A 12689-nucleotide genomic window follows, 5' to 3' on the forward strand; every position below is an offset into this window, starting at 1 on the left:
GCACGGCGCTTTGCGCCTTTGCCCACCCTACGAGACCGCGGATCAATTCACCCTTCGATCCTTCCCCACCCAGTACGGCTCGCGCAATTGCCGCCGCAGGATCTTGCCTGAAGGATTGCGCGGCAGCGCCGGCAGGAACTCCACGCTCTTCGGTGTCTTGTAGCCGGCGATACGCGTCCGGGTGAAGTTGATGATGTCGGTGGCGGTCGCCTGCTTGCCCGGCTTCATCACCACGACCGCCTTCACCGCCTCGCCCCATTTGTCGTCGGGCACGCCGATCACGGCGGCCTCGGCGACATCAGGGTGATCGCACAGCGCGCTCTCGACCTCGGCCGGGTAGATGTTCTCGCCGCCGGAGATGATCATGTCCTTGATGCGGTCATGGATGTAGAGGTAGCCGTCCTCGTCCATGTAGCCGGCATCGCCGGTGCGCAGCCAGCCGTCACTGCGCAGCGTCGCGGCAGTGGCCTCCGGCAGGTTCCAGTAGCCCGCCATGTTGGAGCCCGAGCGCGTCGCGATCTCGCCGACCTGGCGCGGCGGCAGCGGCTTGCCGTCCACGTCCAGGATCGCGATCTCGACGCCCGGCAGCGCCTTGCCGGCCGAGCGCATCCGCTCCAGCCCCTCGACGTGATCCTCCGGCGGTAGCGCGACGATGGTGCCCGTCGTCTCCGTCATCCCATACAGCTGCACGAAGCCGCATTTGAAGACCTCGATGCATTCCTTCAGTAGCGCCGCGGGAATCGGAGAGGCGCCGTACAGCATGTATTTCAGCCGCGAGAAATCCACCGTCCTGGCGCGCGGCTGCCGCACCACGAACTGCATCGCCGCCGGCACCATGAACAGTTTCGTGATGCCCGATCGCTCGAAGAAGTCCAGCACCTTGGTCGGATCGAACTCGCGTGCGATCACGCCGCGGGCGCCGTGATAGAGTCCCATCACGCCCCAGCCCGAGCCGCCGATGTGGAACACCGGCATCGCCACCAGCGAGACGTCGTCGGTCGACCACCGGTTCCACTCCGGCTTGTCCTCGGCATTGCCGGATTGCACCAAATTGAGGAAGTTGGCGTGGCTCAGCATCGCGCCCTTCGGCTTGCCTGTCGTGCCCGACGTGTAGAGCTGGATCGCGATGTCCTTGGCATCGATCGGCACCTTCGGGTCGTCGCCGCTCTGCGCATCGCGCCAGGCCGCAAAGTCCTGCCATTCCGGCGCGCCGCCCTCGGTGGCGATGATGGTGGGCACGCCAGGAATCTGGTCCCTGATCTGGCGGACCTGTGTGATGAACTCCGGTCCGACGAACAGCACCGGCGCCTTGCAGTCTTCGACGATGAAGGCGACCTCGGGCCCGGCGAGCCGCCAGTTCACCGGCGCCATCACCACGCCGGCCTTCATCGCGCCCATCAAGAGCTCGAAATAGAGATCGCTGTTCTTGCCGAGATAGGCGATGCGGTCGCCGCGTCTGACGCCCATCGCAAGAAGCGCGTTGGCGACCTTGTTGGTCTTGATATCGAACTCGGCAAAGCTGGTGAGGCGGCCTTCGAACTCGTAGGCGATGGCATCGCCGCGGCTCTTCGCACGCTCGCGCACCATATCGGCGAGGTTCGCCAATGGCTGTGTGGACATGTTTCTCCCGTGACGTCTTGTTCTTATGCCCGGGAGTGTGGCGTCATCCGCGAGTAAAGACAATACGCGAGAAGGCAAGCTGTCGTCCCGGACAAGCGCGCCATAGGCGCGCGCAGATCCGGGACCCATAATCACAGGAAGTGGTTTGGCGAAGACTCGGAGTTACCGACTCGCGCGACACTGCTCCCTGTGGCTATGGGTCCCCGCGTTCGCGGGGACGACAGGTGAGGGCGGGGCGAAAGCGCTAGGCCCTTACATATGCGCGCACTCGCAACGCGTCCTCACCCCCGCTTCGCCCGGTCCTTCTCGTTCTGCGCCATGATGCTGTCGCGCGCGGTTTTCCAGTCGTCGTCGCTCCAGTCGCGTAGCTGGTAGAAATTGCCGCCCATCGCGAGCGCCTGCGCGCCGTCCATGGCGATGGTCTCGCCGTTGATCCAGTCGCAGCCGCCGGAGATCAGGAACACCGCGAGGTTCTGCAATTCCTCCATGGTGCCGACGCGGCCCATCGGGTTCAACGCCCTGGTGCGCGCGCCGGCCTCGTCGCCGGGCTTGATGCGCTTGCTCATGCCCTCGGTCGGGATCTCGCCGGGCGCGATGGTGTTGAGGCGGATGCCGTAGCGGCCCCATTCGGTGGCGAGCGACATCGTCATGGCGTGGATCGCCGATTTGCTCATCGCCGACGGCACCACGTAAGGCGAGCCGTTGCGCACCCAGGTCACGGTGATCGAGACGACGTTGCCGGGCTGCTTGTCCGCGATCCAGCGCTTGCCGACCGCATGGGTCACGTAGAACGTGCCGTGCATGACGATGTTGGCGACGGCGTCGAAGCCGCGCGGCGACAGTTCCTCGGTGCGCGAGATGAAATTGCCCGCGGCGTTGTTGATGAGGTCGGTGAGGCCGCCGTCGCGAAAGATGTTCTCCACCATCTCCTCGACCGCGACGGCGTTGCGGATGTCGACGCCGTGGCTGGTGACGCGGCCGCCATAGAGATCCATCAGCTCGGTCGCGGTCTCGTCGCACACGATCTTGCGGCGGCCGCAGATGTGCACCTCGGCGCCGAGTTGCAGGAAGCGCGCCGCCATCGACTTGCCGAGACCGGTGCCGCCGCCGGTCACGAGAATGCGCCGGCCGGCCAGAAGATTTTCTTGGAACATGGTGGTTTCCCCCGTAGGGATTGTCAGTTAATTGGTCGATTGACTAAATCTGGCCGCCAGCGTCCTGTAAAGCGGGAACCGGTCAAGCACAGGGGAGAATTCGTCCATGGAAGATCGCGTCTCGATCTCGATCTCGGAAGGCGTCGCCGACGTGCGCCTGGTGCGCGCCGACAAGATGAACGCGCTGGATCAGGCCATGTTCGAGGCGCTTGTCGCCGCAACCGAGCGGCTTTCCAAGGAAAAAGGCCTGCGCGCCGTCGTGCTCTCCGGCGAGGGCCGCGCCTTCTGCGCCGGGCTCGACATGGGACGTTTTGCCGCCATGAAGGAGAAGGGCGGCAACGGAATTCCGGGTGGCGAAAATCGCGATCTCACCAAGCGCACCCACGGCCAGGCGAACTTTGCGCAACAGGCGGTGTGGGGCTGGCGCCAGCTTCCGGTGCCGGTGATCGCGGCCGTGCACGGCGTTGCCTTCGGCGGCGGCTTCCAGCTCTCGCTCGGCGCCGACATGCGCTTTCTCTCGGCGGATGCGCGGATGTCGATCATGGAGATCAAATGGGGCCTCGTGCCCGACATGGCGGGCACGCCGATCCTCGCGAGCCTCGTGCGCGACGACATCCTGCGCGATCTCACCTACACCGGCCGCATCTTCTCGGCGCAGGAAGCGATGACATACGGCCTCGCCACGCGCATCTGCGACGACCCGCGCGCGGCCGCTCTCGAGGCCGCGCGCGAGATCGCGGGAAAAAGCCCCGATGCGATCCGCGCCGCCAAGCGGATGCTGAACAATCTCTCGGTCGATCCGGGTCCGGCGCTGCTCGCCGAGTCGGTCGAGCAGCAGAAGCTGATCGGCAGCCCGAACCAGACCGAAGCGGTGCGCGCCAATATCGAGAAGCGCGCGCCGAATTTTGCGGATTGATGGTCTCTCCGTCATGGCCGGGCTTGTCCCGGCCATCCACGTTCTTGATGCAACCGATGAACCAAGGACGTGGATCACCGGGACGAGCCCGGTGATGACGGCCAACTGACACCGTCGCTGACAACAAAGAAGAACAACAATGAGCGAAACGTCTGACTTCCTCGGCATCGTCTGCGGCGACCGCCGACGCACCCACGCTGAAATCGCCGCCCGCGCCGACCGCATCGCCTCCGGCCTCGCCAACTCGGCGTCCGCCCGGGCGATTGCGTCTGCATGCTGATGCGCAACGACATCGCCTTCCTGGAAGCCGCCTACGCCGCGATGCGGCTCGGTGCCTATGGCGTGCCGATCAACTGGCACTTCAAGCCGGAGGAGATCAACTACATCCTTGGCGACACCGGCACCTCCGTGCTGATCGGCCATGCCGACATGCTGCACGCCCTGCGCGATGCGATCCCTGCGGGCGTCACCGTGCTCAGCGTGCCGACACCGCCGGAGATCCTGTCCAGCTACAGGATCGATCCGGATCAACTGACGACGCCAGGCTTCGCGATCGATTTCGAATCCTGGCTCGCGCAGCACCCGCCCTATGACGGCCCGGTGGTGCCGCAGCCGATGAACATGATCTACACGTCGGGCACGACCGGCCATCCCAAGGGCGTGCGGCGCAACGCGCCGACGCCGGAGCAGCAGGCGGCCGGCGAGCGCATGCGCGCGATGATCTACGGGCTCAAGCCCGGCGCCCGTGCGCTGCTGCCGGGCCCGCTCTATCATTCCGCGCCGAATTCCTTCGGCATCCGCGCCGGCAAGCTCGGCGGCGCATTGGTGCTGATGCCGCGCTTCGAAGCGGAGGAGTTTCTGGAAGCGATCGAGCGCTACAGGGTCGACACCATCTTCATGGTGCCGACCATGTTCATCCGCCTGATGAAGCTGCCGGAAGCGGTGCGCAGGAGGTACGACGTCTCCTCGCTGCGCCACGTCATCCACGCCGCCGCGCCGTGCCCGGCCGACGTCAAGCGCGCCATGATCGAATGGTGGGGGCCGGTGATCTACGAATTCTACGGCTCGACCGAATCCAGTGCCGTCACCTTCGCGACCTCGGAGGACGCGCTGAAGAAGCCCGGCACGGTCGGCAAGATCTCGCCCGGCGCCGAGCTGCGCTTCCTCGGTGAGGACGGCCACGTGCTCGGCGTCGGCGAGATCGGCGAGATCTATTCCCGCATGGCCGAGCTTGCCGATTTCACCTACCACAACAAGCCGGACAAGCGCGCCGAGATCGACCGCGACGGCTTCATCACCTCCGGCGATGTCGGCTATATCGACGAAGACGGCTACGTCTTCATCTGCGACCGCAAGCGCGACATGGTGATCTCGGGCGGCGTCAACATCTATCCGGCCGAGATCGAGTCCGTGCTGCACGCCGTGCCCGGTGTGCACGATTGCGCCGTGTTCGGCATCCCCGATGCCGAGTTCGGCGAGGCGCTGATGGCCGTGGTCGAGCCGCAAGCCGGCGTCACGCTCGAGGCCGCCGATGTCCGCGCCGCGCTGAAGGCGCATCTGGCCGACTACAAGGTGCCCAAGCACATTGAGATCCGAACCGGCCTGCCACGCGAAGATTCCGGAAAGATCTTCAAGCGCCGCCTGCGCGATCCCTATTGGGAGCAGGCGGGGCGGAAGATCTGAGGCAGTGCCGTCGGATCGGTAAAGCCGCAGTCTCGTAGGGTGGGCAAAGCGTCCGCCGTAGCTCGAAGAGCGAAGGCGGAGGCGTGCCCACCAAATTCGCTTACGGAGACAGATCGTGGGCACGGCGCAACGCGCCTTTGCCCACCCTACGAGACAACGGATGGGGAAAACACTGTCATGACCGATGAAGCCGTTCATGGAGAACCGCGAGCCGAAATTCGAGGGGCGGTAGCGGGAGACCGGGCGAGGCCGTCTTAGCAGAGACAGATTTCGTGCCTATATGGGCGGTGTCACTGTTTTCTGGATCATGCCATGGCCCCTGTTTCCATTCTCCTCAACATCCTTTGGATCCTCATCGGTGGCGCCTGGATGGCGTTCGGCTGGGTGATCGCCGCGGTCATCATGGCCATCACCATCGTCGGCCTGCCCTGGGCGCGGGCGGCATTCAACATCGCCGTCTACACGCTGCTGCCGTTCGGCTCGCGGGCGGTCAGCCGCTACGAGGTGACCGGTGTCGAGGATATCGGCACCGGCCCGCTCGGGGTGATCGGCAACATCATCTGGTTCGTGCTCGCCGGCTGGTGGCTGGCGCTCGGCCACGTCCTGACGGCCTTGGTGCTCGCCGTCACCATCATCGGCATTCCCTTCGCTTGGGCTCACCTCAAGCTCGCAGGTATCGCGCTGTGGCCGATCGGCAAGGTGATCGTGCCGGCTTGAGGCGCGCGGACCGCGCGAGCGCCGATCGCCGCTTTGACCCGTAGCACGTTTGAGGTTGGCTGACGGACACGATGCTCCCGCCTCGGATCGATCTCGGAAGGAGCCAAGGATGCTGGGGAAAGCGAAGGTGGCCACCCGTCTTCCAGCCAAGGATTTGGACCGGGCGCGGGCGTTCTATTCCGAGAAGCTCGGGCTCGACCCGGTCGAACAGCGCGAAGGTGGACTGCGCTACGTCTGCGCCAGCGGCGAGTTCGCGATATTCGTCTCGGCCGGCGTGCAATCCGGCACGCACACCCAGATGGGCTTTGAAGTCGAGGACATCGAGGCCGCGGTGCGGGAGCTTCGCGCCCGCGGAGTCAAGTTCGAGGAATACGATCTGCCCGGGCTGAAGACCGTGAACGGGATCGCCGACATCGCCGGTAATTACGCAAGCAAGGGCGTCGGCGAGAGGGGCGCCTGGTTCCGCGACAGCGAAGGCAACCTTCTTGGAATCGGGCAGCCTGTTCGGAGCTGATAGCTCATAGCATGGGCGGAGCGTGCTGCTCAGCCGCTTCTCGCCTCCCAATCCCTTGCGCTGCCCGACAGGCAAAACACGCAACATGCGGGTCAAGGGACAGGTCCGCAAAATATTCTGATTGACCGAAATCATCGTTTCGGCTAAACCGCATTCCATCCCGGCCCGCCAAAAGGGGCGTTTCGCGATCGTCACGATACGTTGGCCGGGATGCGATGGACGCGGCAGCGCCGGCGCGTGACGGGATGGCAGGGCGGGCGCGGCCTGTGAGCCGTCACGATCCGCGGCACGACACGGCGCGGTCAAAGCGTTTCTTTTCGGCGTCGGGGGCGAGCACGCGCGAGCTTCCGGCTGTCCGGGGAGAAACGTCCGCGGACGGCAAAAGCGTGTGGTCCTGACGCCCGCAGGCTGGCGTCAAGGCTTGCGGTGATGAAGCGGCCCGACCGGGCGCGCGCATCGATCAGCCGCAAGGCGACGGGGGCAATAGTGCATCGCTCCCCGGGGAGAGCGCGCCATAAGCCGTAACACCATTGCGCAGGGAAGGCCGGGAGCCCGGCATCACCTGTGGTCAACCCCGCGTGCGTCTTGTCGCGTGCGGATCTCGGGTGCCGGCCGGCGCCCGGCCTTCCCTGCGCCCTTTCTTCTCGATGGGGGCGAACCGACAGCAAAGCTCGGGCGTAACGCGCCGCGAGAGGGCGAAGGTGTGTGTTTGGGATGAGATTGCAGCTCTCGTGCCCCGGACGCAGCGCATCACGCCGCGTCTTCGTGGCGTGGTGCGCTGCTGAGCCGGGGCCCATCTCTCCACGTGTACCGTGTGGCCTCCTGAGTCCCGGCTCTGCGCAGCAGCGTTGCACGCTGCAGCGCGTCCGGGACACGAGGCGCCAGTGTGCGCCGCGCCAACTTCATCTTGCGCTGCGGTAGAAAAATATCGCACACTCGGCCGTGCCGGGCATCCAAGCGAGCTCGAACCAAGGAGCGAGCCATGTCCCTCCAGACCGTACCCGAGGCCACCGAGCATCGTCCCAACCGCCCTGAGGACGTCCAGGTCACGGAGGCCGAGGCGCGGCTGCGGGACGACATCCGCCTGCTCGGGCGCATCCTCGGCGACACCGTGCGCGACCAGGAGGGCGCCGATGTGTTCGAGCTGGTCGAGCGCATCCGCCAGACCTCGATCCGCTTTCACCGCGACGAGGACCGGCTCGCCCGCCGCGAGCTCGAGCAGATCCTCGACAGCATGTCGACCTCGGAGACGGTACGGATCGTCCGCGCCTTCAGCTATTTCTCCCACCTCGCCAACATCGCCGAGGACCAGAACAACATTCGCCAGATGCGCGCCCGCAGCGCGGGCAAGAATGGCGGTTCGGGCGTGCTGGCGGAAACGCTCGCCCACGCCAAGGCAGCGGGTATCAGCGCCGACGGCTTGCGCGACTTTTTCAAGACCGCGCTGGTCAGCCCGGTGCTGACCGCGCATCCGACCGAGGTGCGCCGCAAGAGCACCATGGACCGCGAGATGGAGGTCGCGCGCCTGCTCGACCGCCGCGAGCGCGTGGCGCTGACGGCCGAGGAGGCTGATGCCAGCGACGAGCAGCTCCGCCGCGAGGTGCTGACGCTGTGGCAGACCAATCTCCTGCGCCGGACCAAGCTCACCGTGCTCGATGAGGTCGCCAACGGCCTGTCATTCTACGACTACACCTTCCTGCGCGAAGTGCCGCGGCTGCTCAACGCGCTGGAAGACCGGCTGGAGGAGGGCGGCGAGCAGGCCTCCGGCGAGCTCGCCTCGTTCCTGCGCATGGGCAGCTGGATCGGCGGCGACCGCGACGGCAATCCCTTCGTCACAGCCGACGTCATGCGCGGCACGCTGCGGCTGCAGTCGAGCCGGGTGATGCAGTTCTATCTGGAAGAGCTGCACGTGCTCGGCTCGGAATTGTCGATCGCGGCGCATCTCGCCGACGTCTCGGAAGAGCTGCGCAACCTGGCGGAGCGCTCGCCGGACACCTCGCCGCACCGGAGCGGCGAGCCTTATCGCCTGGCGGTCTCCGGCATCTATGCGCGCCTGACCGCGACGGCCGAAAAGCTCGAGGTCGAGATCACGCGCCGGCCGGTCGGCAAGGGTGCGCCCTACGCCAGCGTGAAGGAACTGCAGGCCGATCTCGACGTGCTGCACCGCTCGCTGATCTCCAACAATGCCCGCGTCATCGCCCGCGGCCGGCTGCGGCTGCTCCGGCGCGCGGTGGACTGCTTCGGCTTCCACCTCGCCCGGCTCGACATCCGCCAGAACTCCGCGGTGCACGAACGCACCATCGCCGAGCTGATGGATGCCGCCAATCCCGGCATGTCATATCTCGCGCTCGGCGAGGACGCGCGCATTTCGCTGCTCACGAACGAGCTGCGCTCGACGCGCGCGCTGGTGTCGCCCTTCGTCAAGTATAGCGACGAGACCATGGGCGAGCTCAACGTGTTCCATGCCGCCGCGGAAGCGCATGCGAAGTTCGGCTCGGACGCCATTCCCCAATGCATCATCTCGATGTGCAAGGGCATGTCTGACATGCTCGAGGTCGCGGTGCTCTTGAAGGAGGTCGGCCTTGTCCATCCCTCCGGGCGCAGCGCCATCAACATCGTGCCGCTGTTCGAAACCATCGAGGATCTGCAGGCCTCATCCGGCATCATGGACCGCATGCTGTCGCTGCACGATTACCGGCGTCTGGTCGACAGCCGCGGCAGCGTGCAGGAGGTCATGCTCGGCTATTCCGACTCGAACAAGGATGGCGGCTTCGTCACCTCCGGCTGGGAGCTCTACAAGGCCGAGATCAACCTCGTCGAGGTGTTCGAGCGTCATCACGTGCGGCTGCGCCTGTTTCACGGCCGCGGCGGCTCGGTCGGCCGCGGCGGCGGGCCGAGTTATGACGCCATCATCGCGCAGCCCGGCGGCGCGGTGAACGGTCAGATCCGCATCACCGAGCAGGGCGAGATCATCTCGTCGAAATATTCCAACGCCGAGGTCGGCCGCAACAATCTGGAGATCCTCGCCGCAGCGACGCTGGAGGCGAGCCTGTTGCATCCGCGCCAGAGCGCGCCGCGCCGCGAATATCTGACCGCGATGGACGAGCTTTCCAATCTCGCGTTCAAGGCCTATCGCGGCCTGGTCTACGAAACGGAAGGCTTCGTCGACTATTTCTGGGCTTCCACCGTCATCAACGAGATCGCGACGCTGAACATCGGCAGCCGTCCGGCCTCGCGCAAGAAGACCCGGGCGATCGAGGATCTGCGCGCGATTCCGTGGGTGTTCTCCTGGGCGCAATGCCGGCTGATGCTGCCGGGCTGGTACGGTTTTGGCAGCGCGGTGGAGCAGTGGATCGCGGAGCATCCCGACAAGGGCATGCCGTTCCTGAAAGAGCTCTACAGCGAATGGCCGTTCTTCCGCATGCTGTTGTCGAACATGGACATGGTGCTCGCGAAGAGCTCGATCGCGATCGCCTCGCGCTATGCCGAGCTCGTGCCCGACGAAGCCTTGCGGGAAAAGATCTTCGGCCGCATCCGCCGCGAATGGCACGCCTCGATCGAGAGCCTGCTCGACATCATGGGCCAGGACCGGCTGCTGCAGGGCAATCCGCTGCTGGAGCGTTCCGTGCGCCACCGCTTCCCCTATCTCGATCCGCTCAACCACGTGCAGGTCGAGCTCTTGAAAGAGCACCGCGCGCAGAACCCGGACGAGCAGGTGCTGCGCGGGATTCAGCTAACCATCAACGGCATCTCGGCGGGCTTGCGGAATACGGGGTAATTTGGGCTGTCGTTCCGGGGCGCCTGAAGGGCGAACCCGGAACCTCGAGATTCCGGGTTCGGCTCTTCGAGCCGCCCCGGAATGACATCATTGATAGACAACCACCCTTACACCGGATCCCAGGTGAAGATGTCGGCGGAGCGGTCGAGCTTGTAGAACGAGCCCTTCAGCGCCGGCATGCCATGTTCCGCGATCGATTGCGGCGTCCAGCCTTCGCTCCGCTGCACCGAGCGGATCGGACGGTTCTGGCTGAACAGGAAGATCTCGTTCATGCGCACGCCGAAGATCTGCCCGGTGACGTCCTTGGCGGAATCGCCGAGCAGATAGCCGCAGAGCGGCGCGATCTTCTCCGGGCCCATCTGCTTGATCTTTTCGACCCGCGCCTTCTCGGCCTCGGTCTCGGTCGGGATGGTGCCGATCATGCGGGTCCAGGCGAACGGCGAGACGCAGTTGGAGCGGACGTTGAAGCGGCCCATGTCGAGCGCGATCGACTTGGAGAGCCCGACAATGCCGAGCTTGGCCGCGGCGTAGTTGGCCTGGCCGAAATTGCCGATCAGGCCCGAGGTCGAGGTGAAGTGCACGAAGGAGCCGCTCTCCTGCTCGCGGAAGATCCGCGCCGCGGCGTGGCTGACATAGAACGAGCCCATCAGATGCACCTTGATGACGGCCTCGAACGCCTCCACGCTCATCTTGTGGAAGATCATGTCGCGCAAGATGCCGGCATTGTTGACGACGCCGTCGAGCCGGCCGAAATGATCGGTCGCGGTCTTGACGATCTTGCTGGCCGGAATCGCTTCCGCGACGCTCTCGAAGTTCGCAACCGCCGTGCCGCCGCGCTTCTTGATCTCCTCGACCACCTCCTCGGCCGGCGCCGCGTTCGCGCCGGCGCCGTCGGAGGCACTGCCGGGATCGTTGACGACGACCTTGGCGCCTTCCGCCGCACACAGCAGCGCGATCTCGCGCCCGATGCCGCGGCCTGCGCCGGTGACGATGATGACCTTGTCTTGCAGTGATTTGCTCATGTTGGTTCTCCGCTATCCATTCCAAATTCCGTTGTCATTCCGGGGCGCGCCCCTTGGCGCGAGCCCGGAATCCATGTCTCCGCCGTCGCTTGCTGCACGATGGATTCCGGGCTCGCGCTGCGCGCGCCCCGGAATGACGGCGCGTTACCTCTCGTTCGTAAACACGATCGTGCCACTTGCCGCGAACATGCCGCCGACGCCGTGGCACACCGAAATCCTCGCGTTCGGCACCTGCGCCGGCGCGATGCCGCGCATTTGCCGCACGCTCTCCTGCAGCGCGTACATGCCGTACATGCCCGAATGCATGTAGCTCAATCCGCCGCCATTGGTGTTGAGCGGGAGCTTAGCCCCGGGCCGGGTATTGCCGTCCGCGATGAACTTTCCGGTCTCCTCATAGGGCATGAAGCCGAGGTCGCCGAGCCCGAACAGCGGCAGATGCGCGAACGCATCATAGATCATGAGATGATCGACGTCCTCATGCGCGATGCCGGCCTCCCTGAAGGCGAGGGGCCCCGCGGTCTTGAACGCGCGCGAGGAATTGAAGGTCTCCATCTGGCTGACCATCGGCGTCTCCACGCTCTCCCCGGTGCCCATGATGTAGACCGGCCTCCGCGGAAAATCCCTGGCGCGGTCGGCCGAGGTCAGGATCAGCGCACCACCGCCGTCGGTGACGAGGCAGCATTGCAGCAGACGGAACGGATAGGCGATCATGCGCGAGTTGAGCACGTCGGCGACCGTGATCGGCTCCTTCATCATAGCACGCGGATTCTTCGCCGCCCATTCCCGCTGCACCACGGCTACCGAAGCAAGCTGCTCGTGGGTGATGCCCCAGGTCTTCATGAAGCGCAGCACGGGGATGGGGAACATGCTGGGCGGCCCATAGACGCCGTAGGGCGCCTCGAACTGGCCGTTGAGGCTGTCGGCCGGCGTCGAGCGCGGCAATTTGCCGATCATCGACTTGCCGCTCTCGGCATGGGTGATCAGCACGGTCTTGCAGAGGCCGGCCTCGATCGCGGCTGCGGCATGGCGGACGTGCAGCATGAAGGAGCAGCCGCCGACCGATGTGCCATCGACCCAGGTCGGCTTGATGCCGAGATAATGGCAGACCTGCTGCGGCGTCTCGACCGCGGTGGCAAAGCCGTCGATGTCGGAGAGCTTCAGCCCGGCGTCCGCGATGGCGTTGAGCGCGGCATCCGCGTGCAGCTGGAGCTGCGAGGCGTTGGGGATGATTCCGAGCTCGGTGGTCTCGGCCGCGCCGACGACGGCAACCTGGTTCTTGCGCATG

The 12689-nt window shown here is 65.5% G+C and carries 8 protein-coding genes and 1 pseudogene; 5 read left to right on the forward strand and 4 right to left on the reverse strand.

Translation table 11 applies throughout. From position 1 onward, the window contains the following. Nucleotides 1-42 precede the first annotated feature (42 nt). Nucleotides 43-1620 (reverse strand): fatty acid--CoA ligase, encoded by a 1578-nt coding sequence (locus AC066S_RS04985; protein ID WP_478269059.1) that lies wholly within the window; start codon nucleotides 1618-1620, stop codon nucleotides 43-45. A gap of 281 nt (nucleotides 1621-1901) precedes the next feature. After that, on the reverse strand, nucleotides 1902-2774 hold the full coding sequence (locus AC066S_RS04990; RefSeq protein WP_126256402.1) for an SDR family oxidoreductase: 873 nt from the start codon (nucleotides 2772-2774) through the stop codon (nucleotides 1902-1904). Nucleotides 2775-2880: 106 nt separating this feature from the next. Between AC066S_RS04990 and AC066S_RS04995 the strand changes: the two genes are divergently transcribed. From AC066S_RS04995 to ppc, 5 genes and pseudogenes are all read left to right on the forward strand, one after another. Continuing rightward, a complete protein-coding gene (locus tag AC066S_RS04995; protein ID WP_478269060.1) occupies nucleotides 2881-3690 on the forward strand; it encodes a crotonase/enoyl-CoA hydratase family protein in 810 nt (269 codons plus the stop codon). Between the two features lie 139 nt (nucleotides 3691-3829). Beyond that, nucleotides 3830-5373 (forward strand): annotated as a pseudogene (locus tag AC066S_RS05000) (acyl-CoA synthetase). 312 nt (nucleotides 5374-5685) lie between these two features. Continuing rightward, the gene (locus AC066S_RS05005) at nucleotides 5686-6090 is read left to right on the forward strand and encodes a YccF domain-containing protein (protein WP_126256399.1); all 405 of its coding nucleotides are present in this window, start codon (nucleotides 5686-5688) and stop codon (nucleotides 6088-6090) included. 109 nt (nucleotides 6091-6199) lie between these two features. Continuing rightward, nucleotides 6200-6604, forward strand: a complete 405-nt coding sequence (locus AC066S_RS05010) for a VOC family protein (protein ID WP_135162430.1) — start codon at nucleotides 6200-6202, stop codon at nucleotides 6602-6604. Nucleotides 6605-7586: 982 nt separating this feature from the next. After that, entirely contained in the window at nucleotides 7587-10382 is a 2796-nt protein-coding gene (gene ppc / locus AC066S_RS05015) for a phosphoenolpyruvate carboxylase (protein WP_478269061.1), read from the forward strand. Nucleotides 10383-10489: 107 nt separating this feature from the next. Here the strand turns inward: ppc and AC066S_RS05020 are convergent, their stop codons facing one another. Together AC066S_RS05020 and AC066S_RS05025 are read right to left on the reverse strand one after the other, a co-directional pair. Continuing rightward, nucleotides 10490-11404: an SDR family NAD(P)-dependent oxidoreductase gene (locus AC066S_RS05020; protein WP_126256396.1), complete on the reverse strand. Its 915-nt coding sequence runs from the start codon at nucleotides 11402-11404 to the stop codon at nucleotides 10490-10492. A gap of 144 nt (nucleotides 11405-11548) precedes the next feature. After that, a complete protein-coding gene (locus tag AC066S_RS05025; RefSeq protein WP_478269062.1) occupies nucleotides 11549-12688 on the reverse strand; it encodes a thiolase C-terminal domain-containing protein in 1140 nt (379 codons plus the stop codon). Between the last annotated feature and the right edge of the window lies 1 nt (nucleotide 12689).

Source organism: Bradyrhizobium sp. CFUWI (assembly GCF_056429085.1).